The organism is Rubricella aquisinus, assembly GCF_014199445.1.
GTDB classification, from domain to species: domain Bacteria; phylum Pseudomonadota; class Alphaproteobacteria; order Rhodobacterales; family Rhodobacteraceae; genus Rubricella; species Rubricella aquisinus.
In genome coordinates this window covers 448,282-466,559 of sequence record NZ_JACIJS010000001.1, presented here as the reverse complement: position 1 = coordinate 466,559, position 18,278 = coordinate 448,282, and the positions used below count along the sequence as shown (strand labels likewise).

The window sequence follows — 18,278 nt, the reverse complement described above, 5'->3', positions numbered from 1 at the left end:
CTCTGGCCGGGTCTTCCAACACCTGAGTTTATGCAGCGACGTCGAACGTCCCTTTATCAATCCGTCCGGGCCTCAGAATCCGGGATCGCTATGGGGAATGCCCGATGTTTGCTACCAATGTTGGGGACGCAGTGCGCGTTCCCGTATCCCGACGCCGTTCCGAATTTCCGCAGTCCCGCCTCACGGGCAAGCTGGCTGCGCATTTTGCGGACCATTCCTATGATGACCCGACGGTCGTGATCGACCTCGATATTGTTGAGGCGCAGTATCGCGCGCTGGCACAGGGCCTTGCCCCTGCGCATATCCACTACGCCGTGAAAGCCAACCCCGAGCCCGCGATTGTCCGCACGCTCGTGCGCGAAGGCTCCCGGTTTGACGCGGCATCTCGGGCAGAACTGGAACTGTGCCTGTCTGAGGGAGCCGCTCCTGAAGACTTGTCGTTCGGCAACACCGTCAAGCGGGTGCGCGACATTGCGTGGGCCCATGCGCAGGGGATCGACCTCTTTGCCGCCGATGCCGAAGAAGAGCTGGAAAAGATCGCGATGCACGCCCCCGGCGCCCGCGTCTATATCCGTTTCCTCGTTGAAGAATCGCAAGCCGACTGGCCGCTGAGCCGCAAATTCGGCGCGCCCGCCGCGCAGATCATTCCGCTGATGGACCGCGCTGTTGCGCTGGGCCTGCGCCCGGTCGGGATCAGCTTCCATGTGGGCAGCCAAACCCGCGAGGCGATGATGTGGGTCGGTGTGCTCAACGAAGTGGCGGCCGTTTGGCACGCCGCGATCGCGCATGGCCATGACCTGTCCGTCCTCAATATCGGCGGCGGTTTCCCCGCGTTCTATGGCGATCCGATCGAGGCACCGCTGTCTTATGGTCAGACCGTGATGCGGCTGGTGCGTGAGCGGTTCGGTGACGTGCCCTATGTGATGGCAGAGCCGGGCCGTGGTCTGGTCGCCGAAGCGGGCGTGCTGGAATGCGAAGTGCTCCTTGTGTCGCGCAAGCGGCCCGACGACATCGCGCGCTGGGTGTATCTGAGCATCGGCAAATTCTCCGGCCTTGCCGAAACGATTGACGAGGCGATCCGCTACCAGTTCGACACCACGGCGGATGACGGCGTGAACGGTCCGTGCATCCTTGCCGGGCCAAGCTGCGACAGCGCCGATGTGCTCTATGAGCAGCGCCCGATGCAATTGCCGATGGGCCTGCGCGCGGGGGATAAGGTGCACATCCTGTGCACGGGCGCCTACACGACGAGCTATGCCTCTGTCGGGTTCAACGGCTTCCCGCCGCTTGCGTCTGTCTGCATCTAACGGCTCGCCCACAAGAACGAAAAGACGTGCCGCTTCCCTCCGGGGTGAGCGGCATGTTTCGTTTTGCGCTAAGTCCGATCTGCTTTGACGAAAATCTCGTCCACCCCGATACAGGCGACACGGTGATAGCCGTGCCGTGCCATCAGCGCGCGCAAATCCCGCGCGTTGAGGTTCATCTCTATCGACAGGGCGTGAACGTCGAACGCGTCAAACGGAAAATCACGCAGCGCCTCCCATTCGCCGCCCTCAATATCCAGTGACAGGTAGTCCACTCGGTGCAGATCATGTGCCCGCAGCAGCGTATCAAGCCGCATCGTGTCCACTGGCACCACTCGTGACTGCCCCAGACGCCCCGTTTCAAACGCCCGAACCATGTTGCGATCCAGCGTGGACATCAGCCCGCCCATCATCTCCAGCCCGTCTTGTATCTCCAAAAACGCCTCGGTCCCGTCCCGCCCGCTGATTGCTGCGCCGATGGTCGGGACGGACCGGTTTTCGCGGCACTGGGCCGCGTGTTTCGGGGACGGCTCCACCAACAGCCCGGTCCAGCCCTTGAACGCCTCGAAATGGAGTGTGTTCGAACCCGCCACCCCGTCAAACGCGCCGATATCGACAAACACACCATCCCGTTTGCCGCGAAAGATCGCCTTGTCCAGATAGTGATCCTGCCCCGATTGCGAGGCATAGGCGGGGAACGCGCCCATCATCTTCGCGATGTGCCATTTGTCATCCAAAAGCATGCCGCGCTGTCGGCCTTCGGGCGTCGCGCGGATTTGCTCGATCAGCCGCGCTTCGGTGCGCTGCAAGAGGGGGAGCAGTCTATTGTGATATGGTGTGCGGCGCATTTACTTACCATATGCTGACAGAGCGGCGGTGCAAACGGCCAAACCTCTTGCGCCTGTGCCGATTTGCTCGGAAAAGGGGCCATGCCCAAGCAACTGCCCTATCACACGATCCACGAGATTTTCTCCCGCTTTCAGGCCGCCGAGCCTGAGCCGAAGGGGGAGCTGAACCACACCAATGCCTATACGCTGCTGGTGGCTGTGGCGCTCAGTGCGCAGGCGACCGATAAGGGCGTCAACCGCGCGACCGAAGGCCTGTTCAAGGTGGCCGATACCCCCGAAAAGATGCTTGCCCTCGGGGAGGATGCGCTGATCGAGCATATCAAGACGATCGGCCTTTACCGGAACAAGGCGAAGAACGTCATGAAGATGGCGCGCATTCTGGTCGATGAGTATGACGGTCAGGTGCCCTCGTCCCGCGCGGCTTTATCCAGCCTGCCGGGGGTGGGGCGCAAAACCGCGAATGTCGTGCTGAACATGTGGTGGCAGTTTCCCGCGCAGGCGGTCGATACGCATATCTTTCGCTTCGGCAACCGGTCTGGCGTGGCCATGGGCAAGGATGTCGTGGCGGTGGAGCGCGCGATTGAGGACCACATACCGGCAGAATTCCAACAGCATGCACATCACTGGATGATTTTGCACGGACGGTATATCTGTCTCGCACGCAAACCCCGCTGTGTGGATTGTCTGATCCGAGATCTTTGTGAATTTGAGGAAAAGACGGAATGAGTAAGAAATATCAGGTTGTCGGGATCGGCAATGCGGTCGTCGATGTGCTGAGCCAGAACGATGACAGTTTCCTCGATCATATGGGGATCACGAAGGGCATCATGCAGCTGATCGAACGGGAGCGTGCCGAAACGCTCTATGCCGCGATGAAAGACCGTGTGCAGGCTCCCGGCGGGTCATGTGCCAACACCATCGCGGGTCTGGGCAATCTGGGGATGCGCACCGGGTTTATTGGCCGGGTGAAAGACGACGCACTTGGCCGGTTCTATGCGGATGCAATGCAAACGAGCGGCACCGATTTCGTGAACCCTCCGGTCGCAGGTGGCGATCTGCCGACCTCCCGCTCGATGATCTTTGTGACGCCAGATGGCGAGCGGTCGATGAACACCTATCTCGGCATCTCCGCTGACGTCAGCCCGCAGGACGTGGCCGAAGAGGTCGCGTCTGACGCCGATATCATCTTTCTCGAAGGGTATCTCTACGACAAACCCGACGGAAAGGCGGCGTTCGAGCAGGCGGCTGCCTTTTGCCGGTCTACCGGTGGGCGGACTGGGATCACCCTGTCGGACCCGTTTTGCGTCGATCGTCACCGCGATGACTTCCGCAAGCTGGTGAAAGGGCATCTGGATTTCGTGATCGGCAATGAGCACGAACTGCAATCGCTTTACCAGACGGGAACGCTTGACGAGGCGCTGGCGCAAGCCGCACAGGACTGCCCGATGGTTGTGTGCACGCGCTCTGGTGATCCTGTGGTCATCTTGCGGGGCGAGGAGCGTGCCGAGGCGCCCGTGCAGCGGATCACCCCAGTTGACGCAACCGGCGCGGGCGATCTGTTCGCGGCTGGTTTCCTCTTTGGTTATGCACATGACGCATCGCTCGAAACCTGTGGGCGGATGGGCAACGTGGCGGCAGCAGAGATCATCAGCCATTTCGGCGCCCGCCCTGAGACTGATCTGAAGACACTCTTCAAATCCGAAGGGCTGATCTAAAAAAGGCTCTCCCGCACGTCGGCTTCGCCTCCCTTTGGGGTGAGGGCGAAAGACAAACGCTGCGGGGCAGCGTTTGCGCCCGAACGCGCGGAATGAAATGAAGCGCCGGGAAAGGCCGGCGCTGCGCGCCGGTTCAAGACTGCGCTGAGGTGTTTGAGGAACAGGTCTGTTCCTCAAATCACCCGTTCAATTGTGGGTGTTACGATTCGCCCGCGCGTCAAGGTCGCTCGTTCCTCGGACCTTGACCCACGGCCGAATCGCGGGGGCTTCTCTTGCTCCACTAATTCCAATTCACTTTCTTCAAATATACCCCGCCGGAGGCACCGCCGCGCCGCAAGGCGCGGCGCCTTTCCCGGCGCTCCATTCCATTCCGAGCGTTCGGACGCAAACGCTGCCCCGCAGCGTTTGTCTCTCGCCCTCACCCCAAAGGGAGCGGTCATATCTTTGATATGGCTGCGACGTGCGGGAGCGCTACTCGGCGGCGACCGGGGCGGGCGATACCAAATCGACAATATCGAGCATGATCCGGTTCAGCTCAAAATCCTTGGGCGTATAGACCTTGGCCACGCCGAAGCCCCGCAGGATCTCTGCATCTTCGTCCGGGATGATGCCGCCCACGATCACCGGCACATCGTCGAGGCCCGCCTTTCGCATCCGCTCCATCACCTCTTGCAGCAATGGGACATGGGAGCCGGACAGGATCGACAGGCCGACCACATGCACCGATTCCTCCAATGCTGCATTCACGATCTGCGCGGGGGTTAGGCGGATGCCTTCATAGACCACCTCCATGCCGCTGTCGCGGGCGCGCACGGCGATCTGTTCCGCGCCGTTGGAATGCCCATCGAGGCCGGGCTTGCCGACCAGAAACTTGATCCGGCGGCCAAGCGCGTCGGATGCCAAGTTGACCGACGCTTGTACCTGATCCAGCCCATCCGCGCTTGCCACGGCGGATTTACCAACCCCGGTGGGCGCGCGGTATTCACCGAACACCTCACGCATCACAGCACCCCATTCGCCGGTTGTCACCCCGGCTTTGGCCGCCGCGATCGAGGGGGGCATGATGTTTTCCCCGCTTTGGGCCGCCGCGCGCAGGCCCGCAAGGGCGGCCTCAACGGCTTGCGCATCGCGCCCCTTGCGCCACGCATCGAGCCGGTCGATCTGGTCCTGCTCCACCGCCGGATCGACCGTCATGATCCCGCCATCGCCCGCGGTCAGCGGGCTAGGCTCGCCTTCGGTATATTTGTTCACGCCGACCACGGTGGTTTCTCCGCGTTCGATCCGGCCCAGCCGTGCGGTGTTGGCCTGCACCAGCGCCGATTTCATGTAGTCGATGGCCGCCACCGCGCCGCCCATCTCATCAATCCGGGCGAGTTCGGCGCGCGCGCCCTCTTTCAGCGCGGACACTTTCGCATCGACCGCCGGGTTCCCGTCAAACAGGTCGCCAAATTCCAGCAGGTCCGTCTCGTAAGCCATGATCTGCTGCATCCGCAGGGACCATTGTTGATCCCATGGGCGCGGCAGGCCGAGCGCTTCGTTCCACGCGGGCAGTTGCACGGCACGGGCGCGGGCGTTCTTGCTCAGGGTCACGGCTAGCATCTCAATGAGGATGCGGTAGACGTTGTTTTCGGGCTGTTGCTCCGTCAGGCCAAGCGAATTGACCTGCACGCCATAGCGGAACCGCCGTTGTTTTGGATCGGTCACGCCATAGCGTTGCTCGCAAATTTCGTCCCAGAGTTCGGTGAAGGCGCGCATTTTGCACATCTCCGTCACGAAGCGGATGCCAGCATTCACGAAAAAGCTGATCCGGGCGACGAGGCCGGGGAAATCCGCCTCCGCCACACGCGGGCGCGCCTCATCCAGAACCGCGACCGCCGTTGCGAGTGCGAAGGCCAATTCCTGCTCCGGCGTCGCACCCGCTTCTTGCAGGTGGTAGGAGCAGACGTTCATCGGGTTCCATTTCGGAACCTCGGTGTAGCAATACTCCGCAATATCCCCGATCAGGCGCAGGCTGGGCGCGGGGGGAAATACATAGGTGCCGCGCGACAGGTATTCCTTGATGATGTCGTTCTGCACCGTGCCCTGAAGCGCCGATACATCCGCCCCCTGCTCCTCCGCCACGGCGATATAGAGCGCGAGCAGCCACGCCGCCGTCGCGTTGATCGTCATGGAGGTGTTCATCTGATCCAGCGGGATGTCATTAAAGAGCGCACGCATGTCACCCAGATGCGCCACCGGCACGCCGACCTTGCCCACTTCGCCCCGCGACAGGACGTGATCCGAATCGTAGCCCGTTTGCGTGGGCAGATCGAAGGCGACGCTCAGGCCCGTTTGCCCCTTGGCGAGGTTGGAGCGGTAAAGCTCGTTGGATTTCGTGGCAGTCGAATGGCCCGCATAGGTCCGAAACAGCCATGGGCGGTCTTTTTGAGGGGTGGTCATCTGGGCCTCCGAGTGCTGTTGCGGTGCAGCGCGCGAATGGTGCGCTGCGACAATCCATGAAAGCGATATAATATTTCGCGAAAGCAAATTCAAACGGAATTTAATGACGCGCCCTGCGATCATCTTCCCTTTGACCCCGCCGCCCATGTGCCGCATGGTCAGGCGCAATGACTTCAACCGTGACACTTCCCCTTTGGATCGTGATCCTTGGCGCATTGGCGCTGGCGCTGCTGATTATCCAGCGGGCGTTGGTCCCCAGCGTGCGCTGGTTCTTTCGCGGGCGGGTCGAGCGGGCGTTCGAGGAGTTGAATGAGCGGCTCCAACTCAAAATCCCTGCCTTCGCCATTACCAAGCGGCGCGTGCTGGTCGATCGGCTGGAATATGATCCCGACGTGATGGCGGCGGTCGAGGCTGAGGCCGATTCGACCGGAGAGCCGCGTGAGGTCGTCGCCCAGCGCGCCGGGCGCTATGCGCGCGAGATTGTCCCCTACTTCTCCCCCATGGCGTATTTCGGTTTTGGCACCCGGTTGTCGAAGTTTATCGCGCAGGCGTTTTACCGGGTGCGCTTGGGCTATGCCGATGATGAGGCGCTGGCAGAGATTGATCCAAATGCGACGGTGATTTTCGTGATGAACCACCGTTCCAACATTGATTATCTGTTGGTCACATATCTGGCGGCGGAGCGGTCGGCGCTGAGCTATGCTGCGGGCGAATGGGCCCGTGTGTGGCCGCTGGAACAGATCGCCAAGGCGATGGGCGCGTTCTTCATCCGCCGCAAATCCCACAACCCGCTCTATCGTCGGGTGCTGGCCCGTTATGTCCAGATGGCGACAGAGGGCGGCGTGACCCAAGCGGTGTTTCCCGAAGGTGGATTGAGCCGGGACGGGAAGCTGGGCCTGCCGAAACTCGGCCTGATTTCCTATGTGCTGGAAGACTTCGATCCGGCGAAATCGCGCGATGTGGTGTTTGTGCCGGTCGGCCTCAATTATGACCGCGTGCTGGAGGACCGTGTTCTGACCGGTGCACAGCTTGATGAAAACGGGCGGCCCCGGTTCCGCGCGGGCATCGGCACCTCCGTCAAATTCTTCTCCAAGCAGCTTTGGCTGCGGATGCGCGGGAAGTTTCACAAATTCGGCTATGCCTGTGTGAGTTTTGGCACGCCTGTGTCGCTGCGCGCTTTTGTGGCCGAAAACGGGAAAGATATGCAGGCGGTGCAGGCGCTGGGCCGCACGCTGATCCGTGAGGTCGGTCAGGTCGTGCCGATCCTTCCGGTCGCGCTTGTCGCCACGGTGATGCAGCGGGTGGACGGTGCGATTGCGGAGGGCGATCTGCACCGGCAGGCTGCCGAATTGCGCGCGGAACTGGAAGCGCGCGGCGGCCATTTCCACCTTCCCCGGCTGGATTTCGACTACACGCTCAAGGTCGGCCTGCGGATGCTTAAGGAGCGCCGCCTGATGATCGAAGAGGATGGCCATTGGCGGGTGAACCCCGACCAGCGCCACCTGATCGACTATTACGCGAATTCCATCGCGCATCTCTGACAACCCCTCATTCTGATATTCCGCACTGCAACAGCCTGCCTGTTGCAAAAAGAGATTTTTGCCGCAGTGCAAAATTTCTGCTTGCATGGTCACGCAATGACGTTACATAAGAACACATCAAAACGAACGATTGTTGCGCAAAGAGATTCGCGCCGCAGAGAGGAGACAGGCCATGGCCCCGCTTGAAGCCCCGATTTCGGAGACGGAAATGAAAGACCTTTATGACGTGGGTGAAATCCCACCCCTCGGCCATGTGCCCACGAAAATGCATGCCTGGACCATCCGGCGTGAGCGCCACGGCAACCCGGACACGGCGATGCAGCTTGAGGTCGTGGACACGCCGCAGCTTGACAGCCATGAGGTGCTCGTCCTCGTCATGGCCGCTGGCGTCAACTATAATGGCGTTTGGGCCGCTCTTGGTCAGCCGATCAGCCCGTTTGATGGCCATGGCCAGCCGTTCCATATCGCGGGCTCTGACGCGTCCGGCATAGTCTGGGCCGTGGGCGACAAGGTGAAGCGCTGGAAGGTCGGGGATGAGGTCGTCATCCATTGCAATCAGGACGATGGCGATGATGAGGAATGCAATGGCGGCGACCCGATGTATTCTCCCTCGCAGCGGATCTGGGGCTATGAGACGCCAGACGGCTCTTTCGCGCAGTTTACCAATGTGCAGTCGCAGCAATTGATGCCGCGCCCCAAGCATCTGACTTGGGAGGAAAGCGCGTGCTATACCCTCACGCTCGCCACCGCATACCGGATGCTGTTCGGGCATGAGCCGCATGACCTCAAGCCCGGTCAGAACGTGCTGGTCTGGGGCGCGTCGGGCGGTCTTGGCTCCTATGCGATCCAGTTGATCAACACCGCAGGGGCGAATGCGATCGGCGTGATCTCTGATGAGAGCAAGCGGGATTTCGTGATGTCGCTGGGCGCCAAGGGTGTTCTGAACCGCAAGGATTTCAACTGCTGGGGCCAGATCCCCACGGTGAACACGCCCGAATATGCCGAATGGTTCAAGGAAGCGCGCAAATTCGGCAAGGCGATCTGGGACATCACCGGCAAGGGCAACAATGTCGATATGGTGTTCGAGCATCCGGGCGAGTCGACCTTCCCTGTGTCCACGTTCGTCTGCAAAAAGGGCGGCATGGTCGTGATCTGCGCGGGCACCACCGGGTTCAACTGTACCTTTGACGTGCGCTATATGTGGATGCATCAAAAGCGCCTTCAGGGCAGCCATTTCGCGCATCTCAAGCAGGCTTCTGCGGCGAACAAGCTGATGATCGAGCGGCGTCTTGATCCGTGCATGTCCGAAGTGTTCGAGTGGAAAGCCCTGCCCGAGGCGCACATGAAGATGCTCCGCAACGAGCATAAGCCCGGCAACATGGCCGTGCTGGTCAACGCACCCCGCACCGGCCTGCGCACGGTTGAGGATGCGCGCGAGAGTTAAGCATTAGAACACCACCCCACCACTCAGGTGTTCTATATGCCCCGGCGGATCGTCCCATCCGCCGGGGTTTTTCGTGGCTGGGTCAGGCCATCCGCGACGGCCATGATATTCGCTGCTGGACGTGCCGAAGCGGCAATCTATACTCGCGGTCAGATCATTCCTCCCAATGCCAAAGGGTCCGCCGTGCCGCCAAAACCCCCGACAGGAGCCATCCCCCGCGCCGCCCGCCGAAAGGCGCAAGCCGGGGGGAAGTCCGGTGCATTGACCTATGAGGAACTGGCCCGGCGGATCGACCGTGCCCGGCTCAAGGGCGCAGGCAAAACGCTGGAGCCACGGGTCAAGCGGGTTGTGATGTCCTATCTGCAAAGTGCGCAGACCCATGGCTTGCCGCTCAAACAGGTTGTCACTGAATTGGCGAATGGGCAGGCGGCGTGGCGGCTGGGCGGTGCGGTGCGCGACGCGATCTTGCAACAGCCCCCCGAAGCCGTGAAAAACGCCGCCTGCGGCCAAGGCTGCGCGTTTTGTTGCATTCTGACCGGGGGTGATGGCGGCCTGATCACGGAGGCAGAGGCCCGCCGCCTTCATGCCGCGCTCACCCCGTTGCAGGGAGAGGTCGATGGCCGGGCATGGCATCCTTCGGCCTGCCCCGCGCTGAACCCCGACACCCGCGCATGTCGGGTCTATGACGCGCGACCGACGATTTGCCGGTCGTTCCTGTCCACCGACGCGGCGGCCTGTGAGGCCAATGCCAATGGCGCCACGGATCAGGGCGCGGGGCTGTTGGGCAGTCATCTCGATTATCTCTTCGTCCAGTCCCTGTGCCGACAGGCGCTCAAGGGGATCACGCAGGTCTCAACCTACAGCATGGCGCAAATCGCGGCCGCCGCCCTTGACGGACAGGACGTCGAGCAGGCGCTGGCGCGCGCGCGCCACCGCTCCAAAACGCTGGATGACACCGCACAGGATGCAGCCCGCGCCGCGCATATCTGACACGATCCCCTGCGAAAAGGCGTGTGATGGCCCGGTGAACACGGTATAAGAGCGCCCATGACCACGCCCTCCATAGATGTGCTTTATGACACGCCCCGCGCGCCCAATCCGCGCCGCGTGCGCCTGTTTCTTGCTGAAAAGCGGCTGTCGCTGCCGACGGAAGTGGTGACGATCATGGATGGCAGCCATTTCCGCCCGGAATACCGCGACAAGGTCGGCAGCTTTCACGTCCCGGCGCTTGGCTTGTCGGATGGCACGATCCTGACGGAAACGGTGGCGATCTGCCGCTACATCGAAGCGCTGCATCCAGAGCCGAACCTGATGGGCACCGATCCGCTGGAGAAAGCGGTGGTGGAAATGTGGGGTCGGCGCGTGGAATTCCAGCTTCTGCTGCCGATTGCGCAGGTTCTGCGCCATGGCAACCCGGCAATGGCCGTTCTGGAAAACCCGCAATGCCCCGAATGGGCAGAGGTGAACCGCCCGCGCGTGGTTGCTGCACTCGATTGGCTTGAAGGGATCCTTGCGCAGACGCCCTATATCGCCGGTCAGCGGTTCACGATTGCCGATATCACGGCGCTTGTTGCGGTCGAATTCATGCGGGCGATCCGGCAGGCGCTGCCGGAGACACATACCGCGACCCATGACTGGCTGACCCGGTTGCGCGCGCGCGAAGGCTATGTCGAATGAGTGTCGCGGAGGATTGGTACGCCCTGCGCGCGGCGTTGCAGGTGCAACTTGATGCCGGGGCCGATGAGGCCATTCTGGATGCGCCGGTGGATCGGTTCACCCTGCCGGAGCCGGAGCGGGCCACCCCACCGTCGCGCGCTGCCGCCGCGCCCGTTTCAGCGCCTGAGCCTGCCCCCGTCAGCGTGGATACCGCCGCGCTCGCACGCGGCTGTCAAACGCTCGACGAATTGCGGGCGGTGATGGCGGCGTTCGACGGCTGCGCGCTCAAAAAGGGGGCGCGCAATTTCGTGTTCAGCGATGGGCGGCCCGGCGCAGGGCTGATGATCATCGGAGAAGCGCCCGGCGCGGAGGAGGACCGGCAAGGCAAGCCTTTCGTCGGCCCATCGGGACAATTGCTCGACAAAATGCTGGCCGCGATCGGCCTTGCCCGTGATGCGGAGGATGCAGCACAGGCGGCCTATATCACCAATGTGATCCCATGGCGCCCCCCCGCCAACCGCGACCCATCGACCGATGAAATCGCGATGATGCGCCCGTTTCTGATGCGCCATATCCAACTCGCCCAGCCACGCGCGCTGTTGCTGTTGGGCAATCCGTCGATGAAAACGGTGTTGCAGACCAAGGATGGCATCACCCGGATGCGCGGCACATGGGCGGAGGTTGAGGGCATCCCGGCGATCCCCAGCTTTCACCCCGCCGCCCTGTTGCGCGACCCGACGAAAAAGCGGTTCGCTTGGGCCGATCTGCTGGCGCTCAAGAAACGATTGGATGGGGCATGACGTGGCGCGCCGTGCCTACAACCGGGATCGAGGGATGAGAAATGAGCCGAATTGACGAAAGCCGCGCCTTTATTCCCTGTCGGATCGCTGTTCTGACTCTGTCGGACACGCGCACACTGGCGGAGGATCGGTCGGGCGATACGCTGGTGCAGCGCCTGACCGATGCGGGTCATATCCTTGCCGACCGTAAAATTTTGCCTGATGACCGCGCCGTCATCGCGGATCAATTGCGGGCATGGATTGCGCGGGAGGACGTGGATGTCGTGATCTCCACGGGGGGGACCGGCCTTACCGGGCGCGATGTCACGGTGGAGGCGCATCGCGACGTCTATGAGAAAGAGATCGACGCGTTCTCGACCCTGTTTACCATGATTTCCTTTCAGAAAATCGGCACATCCGCTGTGCAGTCGCGTGCCTGTGCTGGTGTCGCGGGCGGGACGTACCTGTTTGCGCTGCCCGGCTCGACCGGGGCATGCAAGGATGGCTGGGACGAGATTTTGCGCTGGCAACTCGACTACCGGCACATGCCCTGCAACTTCGTCGAAATCTTCCCCCGGCTCGAAGAACACAAAAAGCGGAAATAGCCGCGACGGAATCCCGTTCGTGTTTCGTGAAATCAATACTATATCCTGACCATGACCCTGTTTGCGGGTCGTTTGGAAAGTGACATATGCGATTTCTGTTGCGCGGGTTGACCGGCCTGTTTCTGATGAGCGTCACGCTGGGCCTGTTGGTTTTCGGCGCAGGGCTGCTGCGCTCTGACGAGGCGGAAGAGCCGTCCCAGCGATTTGGCCGCCCCGGCGGGGAGCGCAGCTTTTCCGTCCCGGTGGAGACGGTCGCCCTGACTGAGGCCACGCCGGTAATTACGACATTCGGCACTGTGGATAGCGCGCGCATACTGGAATTGCGCGCCCCGCAGGGCGGCCCGGTCACCGAACTGTCAGCAGCCTTCCGCGATGGCGGTGAGGTCGCGCAAGGGGAGGTGTTGTTGCGCATCGACCCGGCGGAGGCGCAGGCGGCGCGGGATCGTGCCGCCGCTGAACGGCAGGACGCGGCAGCCACCCTGACGGAGCGGCGCGCGGGCCTCGTTCTGGCGGGGGATGAGTTGACCGCAGCGATTGCCCAGCGGGATTTGCGGGCGCGCGCATTGGCGCGGCAACAGGATTTGCGGGCGCGGGGCGTTGGCACTGATGCCACGGTGGAGGCGGCAGAGCTTGCGCTCAGTCAAGCGGACCAAACCGTGCTGACCCGCCGACAGGCGCTGCTGAGTGCGGAGGCCGCCGTGCCGCGCGCGCAGATCGCGCTTGACCGTGCCGATATCGCCCTGCGGGAAGCCGACCGCGCCTTGCAGGAGACCGAGATCACCGCCCCCTTCGCCGGAGTTCTGACGGAGACGAGCGCCGCCCTTGGCCGCCGTGTCAGCGCCAATGAGCGGCTTGGCCTGTTGATCGACCGCAACGCGCTCGACGTAGCGTTTCGTGTGACGAACGCGGAATTTGCCCGATTGGTCGCGCGCGATGGCACGATGCGCAGTGACCGGGCGACGGTGACGCTTGACCTTGACGCGGTGCCGTTCTCCGCCCCTGCGACGATAGAGCGGACGGGCGTCGCGACCGGAGAGGGAGAGACGGGACGACAGCTTTTCGCGCGCCTTGGCTCAAGTGCGGCCAATGTGATGCGCCCGGGCGATTTCGTGACCGTCACGGTGGCGGAGCCCGCGTTGGGCGGGGTTGCCGTGCTGCCCGCAACGGCCCTGACGGCCGATGGCCGGGTGCTGATCGTCACGGCGGATAACCGGCTGGAGGAGGTGCAGACCGAAATGCTGCGCCGTCAGGGCGATGATGTGATCCTGCGCGGTCTGGCGGAGGGGCTCCGTTTCGTGGTGGAGCGTCAGCCGCAGCTTGGCCCCGGCATCCTTGTCACGCCTTTGGTGACGGAGGAGACAGCAGCAACCACGCCGGAGCCTGCCACGATCCGCCTTGATGATACGCGCCGCGCGGCACTGCGTGCTTTTGTCGAGGGCAACAATCGGATGCCCGCGCAGGCAAAACAGCGCCTCCTTGCCGCACTTGAGCAGCCGGATGTGCCGGTGGAGATGGTCAACCGGCTTGAACAGCGGATGGGGGGCTGACCGATGCGCGGGATGCTCGCCTATTTCGTACGGCACCGGACGGCGGCAAATCTGATCCTTGTGATCATGATCGCGCTGGGCCTTGCGGCGGCGACGCAGCTTCGCGCGCAATTCTTCCCCGATGTGGTGGTCGAGAATGTGCGCGTGTCCGTGGCATGGGATGGCGCTGGCCCGGATGACATGGACCGGGGCGTCGTGTCGGTACTGGAGCCAGCGGTGGCCGCCGTGGAGGGCGTGGAAGGCACGCTGTCCACCTCCCGCGAGGGCAGCGCCAGCATCCGCATTGATTTTGAGCCGGGCTGGGACATGGCGCGCGCGGCAGGCGACGTGGAAACCGCCGTTGGCCAAGTCTTGAACAGCCTGCCCGATGGCGCGGATGATCCGGTGATCACGCGCGGCGCGTGGCGCGACCGGGTGACGGAGGTGGTGATTTCCGGCCCGGTGGGGGTGGAGCAATTGTCATCCTATGGCGATGAATTCCTCGCCCGCCTGTTCCGCGAAGGGGTCACGCGCACCAGCATGTCGGGGGTTGAGGGCCGCTCGATCCTTGTGACGGCGACGGAGGCGAGCCTGATCCGCCATGACGTGACCCTGCGCCAGATCGCCAATGCCATTGGTGCCGGGGCCGAAACCCGCCCCGCCGGGGATGTGGGCAGCGGCGCGCGGCTGCGCACCGGGGTTGAGAAACGCACAGCTGAGGAGATCGCGGCCATCGTCGTCCGCTCCGACGCGCAGGGCCGCACGCTCACGGTGGGCGAGGTCGCCGAGGTGCGCGAGGAGGGCATCACCCGCAACCGGGCCTATTTCCGAGGCGATTTTCCGGCGGTGCAAATCAACGTGGACCGCAGCGCGGCGGGGGACGCCATCGGCATTCAGAACACCGTCGAGCAGATCGCGACAGAGATGGAAGCAACCCTGCCCGAAGGTGTCACCATCGAATTGATCCGCACGCGGGCAGAGGCGATTTCTGACCGGCTCAATATCCTGTTGTCGAACGGGCTGATGGGATTGGCGCTGGTGGTGGGGTTGCTGTTTTTGTTTCTGTCCGCGCGCACTGCGTTCTGGGTCGCGGCGGGGATACCCGTGGCGATGCTCGCGACGCTGGCGCTGATGTTCGCGTTCGGGCTGACGCTCAACATGATCTCCCTTTTTGCGCTGCTGATCTGTTTGGGGATCGTGGTTGACGATGCGATTGTGGTGGGGGAGCACGCGGATTACCGGCACCGCGAATTGGGCGAAAGCCCGGTGCTCGCTGCGACCAACGCGGCGGAGCGGATGTCGTTACCGGTTGTCTCCGCGACGATCACGACCGTGATCGCCTTTGCCGGGTTGGCGGTGATTTCCGGGCGGTTCGGGCAATTGATCGCGGATATTCCGTTCACCGTGTCGGTGGTGCTGTTGGCGAGCCTGATCGAATGCTTCCTCATCCTTCCGGCCCATATGCGCCACGCGCTTGAAGCGCAGGAGCGGGCGGCGCGGGGGCATGTGCTGAGCCTTTTTGCCGGGCTTGCGCTGATCCCGGTGGCGATCGGGTTGGCGGTGGCGGGGCTTGCAGGCTTGCAGCCCCGGTTTGAGGGTGATTGGGCATTGATCGGGGAGGCATGGGAGGTCTTTCCGATGCTGACGGTCGGCTATGCCTTCCCCGGCTGGTCGCTTCCCTTGGGCGCGACGCTGGTGTCCGCACTTGGCCTGTTGGTGCTGGTGATCCTGTCGGGCCGGGTGCGCGCGACCCTTGCCGGGCCATGGTATGACGCGCCGAGCCGCGTGGTGAATCGCGGCTTTGAGGCCCTCCGGCGCCGGGTGTTCCGCCCGTTCATCGCGCTGGTGATCCGCGCGCGCTATCCCGTACTGGCCCTGTCTTTCGTGGCATTGGCCGGGGCGATCAGTCTGTTTCAGCAGGGCGACGTGACATGGCGCTTTTTCAACAACCCGGAGGAAAATTCGGTCAGCGGGAATATCGCCATGCTGCCCGGCACCCCGCGGGAGGAGACCCGCGCGATGGTCCGCGAATTGGACCGCGCGACCAATGCTGTGGGCGCACGCTTCGCGCAAGAGACCGGGGTGAACCCCATCGTGTTCGTGATGACCCAAGTGGGTGGCACCACCGGGCGCGGCCTCTCGGGCGCGGATCAGAAAGAGCCGGACGAGCTTGGCTCCATCACCATCGAGCTGCTGGATGCCGATTTGCGGCCCATGTCCTCCCGCGATGTGGTGTCGGCCATTCAGGATGAGGTGCGCCGCGCCCCCAATCTGGAGACATTCAGCTTCCGCCGCTGGGGTGGCGGGCCGGGTGGCGATAACCTCGACGTCAAATTCTATGGCTCCGATATCGGCACGCTCAAGGCCGCGTCACAGGCGCTGATCTCCCGCATGGGTCAGTTTGGCGAAGTGTCGGGGCTGGAGGACACGCTGCCCTATGACAAATCCGAACTGGCACTGGAACTGACACCGCGCGGGGCGGCGTTGGGCTTTACCATTGACGGGGTCGGCACGACGCTGCGGGACCGGCTTGCTGGGATAGAGGCCGCCCGCTTCCCCGAAGGCACCCGAAACGCGACCGTCACCGTCCGCCTTGATCCCACGGAACTGACGGCGGATTTTCTGGATAAGACCCATGTGACCGGGCCGGATGGCGCATTCGTCCGCCTGTCGGAGGTGGTGTCGGTGCGCGAGTCGCTCGGCTTTGCGTCGATCCGGCGGGAGGATGGGTTGCGGGTCGTGACCGTGACCGGCGAAATCTCCGAGGATGACCCGGCGCGGGCTGACGAAATCTCCACCCTCATGCGCAGTGAAATCCTGCCCGACATCGCCTCCCGCTATGGGGTGGAATATGTCGAAGGGGGGCTTGCCCAGCAGGAGCGTGATTTCCTGAGCGAGGCGATGATCGGCTTTGCGCTGTGCCTGCTGGGCATTTACCTGACGCTTGCATGGATTTTCTCCAGTTGGCTGCGGCCCATCGTGGTGATGGCGATCATTCCCTTTGGTCTCGTCGGGACGATCTGGGGCCATTACATCTGGGATGTGCCGCTGTCGATGTTCACGGTGGTGGGGCTGATTGGCATGACCGGGATCATCATCAACGATTCCATCGTGCTGATCACCCGGATGGATGAGCGGGCCAAGGGCCGCGCGATCGTGCCTGCGGTGATTGATGCGGTGTCGGACAGATTGCGTGCCGTGCTGCTGACGACCCTGACAACGGTGCTGGGGCTGGCGCCGCTCTTGTATGAAACGAGCCAGCAGGCGCAATTCCTCAAACCGACCGTGATCACGCTGGTCTATGGGCTGGGGTTTGGCATGGTGCTGGTGCTGGTCATCGTGCCGTCGCTGGTGATCGTGCAGCGCGACGTGGGCCTCGCGCTGCGCGGGTTGCGGCGGATGGGGCGCGGCACGCATGTGCCCGCGCGGGCGCGCTGGATCATGGGCTTGACCGGGGTTGGCATGGTGGCCGTGATCGCGGCGACGGTTGGCGCCTATGGGCTGACCGGGGCGATGCCGTTTGGCTTCGGTCTGCCGGGTGCAATGGGCGCGCTGGTCGCGATGGGGCTTGGCCTGATCGGGGTGTTCACGCTCGCGGTGCTGATGGGCTGGATCAGCAGCCGTTCTGTTCGTAGACGCGCCCCGGCGTGAGAAGGCTGATGCGGATCTGATCGCGCTGGGCGGAAAACGCCCCTTCCCCGAAATAATCGACCCGTGCGGTGGCGGTGAAGCCTGTGTCGTCGCGCGTGGTTTCGCTTGGCCCGATCCAGATATCACCCGCCATATGCGCGATTTCGAACACCGTGACCGGATCGTCCACCGGGATGTCGGCAAAGGCAAGTCTGGCTGTGAGGCTCAGCGCGCCATCGGGCAGGAGGGTGAAGTCGCACATGGCCTCCGTCAGGCCCATATCGGCGGCCTCGGCCGGGCCATGCGCCATGATCCGAGTGATCGCATCGACATTATGCACCTCATCGCGGGGCAGAACCACGCTGAGCGAGGCATCCGCCGGGATACATACGTCAAGGCACACGCCAATCGAAAGATCGAGCGTCGCGGCAATCGGCCCATCGCCCGTGGGTGTCATGACAAGGGGAAACACGACCTGATTTTCATATCCGACCGATCGCATCCCATAGGTATAATACACCTCCGGCGTCGGCCAGATCACATCGACCCGCTCAAGATTGTCCGACCCGGACCAATCGAAAAGCGGTGGAATGCCGCCCTCCCCCGGACTGCGCCAATAGGTTTTCCACCCCGGCTCAAGGGCGATGCTGAGGGCAGCGATATAGGTGCCGTCCGGCTCTGACCAGCCGGGGACAAGGCGGATGTCGCGCACGGCATCTTGCGCCATGGCGGTGGTGCCACAACATACGAGCAGGGCAGCGGTGAGGGGACGGGTCATATTCATACCCCCT

The 18,278-nt window shown here is 63.0% G+C and carries 14 protein-coding genes; 11 read left to right on the top strand and 3 right to left on the bottom strand.

Features of this window, described 5'->3' with window-relative positions; translation table 11 throughout:
- Nucleotides 1-104 precede the first annotated feature (104 nt).
- A complete protein-coding gene (locus tag FHS89_RS02185) occupies nucleotides 105-1,307 on the top strand; it encodes a type III PLP-dependent enzyme (protein ID WP_184007991.1) in 1,203 nt (400 codons plus the stop codon).
- Nucleotides 1,308-1,375: 68 nt separating this feature from the next.
- On the opposite strand, the gene FHS89_RS02180 is transcribed toward FHS89_RS02185, so the two are convergent.
- On the bottom strand, nucleotides 1,376-2,152 hold the full coding sequence (locus FHS89_RS02180) for an FkbM family methyltransferase (RefSeq protein ID WP_184007989.1): 777 nt from the start codon (nucleotides 2,150-2,152) through the stop codon (nucleotides 1,376-1,378).
- 81 nt (nucleotides 2,153-2,233) lie between these two features.
- On the opposite strand from FHS89_RS02180, the gene nth reads away from it, so the two are divergent.
- Together nth and FHS89_RS02170 are read left to right on the top strand one after the other, a co-directional pair.
- Entirely contained in the window at nucleotides 2,234-2,878 is a 645-nt protein-coding gene (gene nth / locus FHS89_RS02175; RefSeq protein ID WP_184007987.1) for an endonuclease III, read from the top strand.
- A complete protein-coding gene (locus tag FHS89_RS02170) occupies nucleotides 2,875-3,867 on the top strand; it encodes an adenosine kinase (RefSeq protein WP_184007985.1) in 993 nt (330 codons plus the stop codon). Before nth ends, FHS89_RS02170 begins: the two co-directional genes overlap by 4 nt.
- A 471-nt stretch (nucleotides 3,868-4,338) precedes the next feature.
- Here the strand turns inward: FHS89_RS02170 and FHS89_RS02165 are convergent, their stop codons facing one another.
- Nucleotides 4,339-6,306: a protein meaA gene (locus FHS89_RS02165; protein ID WP_184007983.1), complete on the bottom strand. Its 1,968-nt coding sequence runs from the start codon at nucleotides 6,304-6,306 to the stop codon at nucleotides 4,339-4,341.
- Nucleotides 6,307-6,485: 179 nt separating this feature from the next.
- Here FHS89_RS02165 and FHS89_RS02160 point away from each other — a divergent pair, with 179 nt between their 5' ends.
- From FHS89_RS02160 to FHS89_RS02125, 8 genes are all read left to right on the top strand, one after another.
- A complete protein-coding gene (locus tag FHS89_RS02160; protein WP_343051315.1) occupies nucleotides 6,486-7,847 on the top strand; it encodes a 1-acyl-sn-glycerol-3-phosphate acyltransferase in 1,362 nt (453 codons plus the stop codon).
- 172 nt (nucleotides 7,848-8,019) lie between these two features.
- A complete protein-coding gene (gene ccrA, locus FHS89_RS02155; protein ID WP_184007980.1) occupies nucleotides 8,020-9,291 on the top strand; it encodes a crotonyl-CoA carboxylase/reductase in 1,272 nt (423 codons plus the stop codon).
- A 102-nt stretch (nucleotides 9,292-9,393) separates the two neighbouring features.
- Nucleotides 9,394-10,281: a YkgJ family cysteine cluster protein gene (locus FHS89_RS02150; protein WP_184007978.1), complete on the top strand. Its 888-nt coding sequence runs from the start codon at nucleotides 9,394-9,396 to the stop codon at nucleotides 10,279-10,281.
- 57 nt (nucleotides 10,282-10,338) lie between these two features.
- On the top strand, nucleotides 10,339-10,968 hold the full coding sequence (locus FHS89_RS02145) for a glutathione S-transferase (protein WP_184007976.1): 630 nt from the start codon (nucleotides 10,339-10,341) through the stop codon (nucleotides 10,966-10,968).
- Nucleotides 10,965-11,747 (top strand): uracil-DNA glycosylase, encoded by a 783-nt coding sequence (locus FHS89_RS02140; protein WP_184007975.1) that lies wholly within the window; start codon nucleotides 10,965-10,967, stop codon nucleotides 11,745-11,747. Before FHS89_RS02145 ends, FHS89_RS02140 begins: the two co-directional genes overlap by 4 nt.
- 41 nt (nucleotides 11,748-11,788) lie before the next feature.
- Nucleotides 11,789-12,331, top strand: a complete 543-nt coding sequence (moaB, locus tag FHS89_RS02135) for a molybdenum cofactor biosynthesis protein B (protein WP_184007973.1) — start codon at nucleotides 11,789-11,791, stop codon at nucleotides 12,329-12,331.
- An 86-nt stretch (nucleotides 12,332-12,417) separates the two neighbouring features.
- A complete protein-coding gene (locus FHS89_RS02130) occupies nucleotides 12,418-13,878 on the top strand; it encodes an efflux RND transporter periplasmic adaptor subunit (protein ID WP_184007971.1) in 1,461 nt (486 codons plus the stop codon).
- Nucleotides 13,879-13,881: 3 nt separating this feature from the next.
- The gene (locus tag FHS89_RS02125; protein ID WP_184007969.1) at nucleotides 13,882-17,508 is read left to right on the top strand and encodes an efflux RND transporter permease subunit; all 3,627 of its coding nucleotides are present in this window, start codon (nucleotides 13,882-13,884) and stop codon (nucleotides 17,506-17,508) included.
- Here the strand turns inward: FHS89_RS02125 and FHS89_RS02120 are convergent.
- Nucleotides 17,471-18,265 (bottom strand): protein-disulfide reductase DsbD domain-containing protein, encoded by a 795-nt coding sequence (locus FHS89_RS02120; RefSeq protein ID WP_184007967.1) that lies wholly within the window; start codon nucleotides 18,263-18,265, stop codon nucleotides 17,471-17,473. The genes FHS89_RS02125 and FHS89_RS02120 overlap by 38 nt on opposite strands.
- Nucleotides 18,266-18,278: the final 13 nt, after the last annotated feature.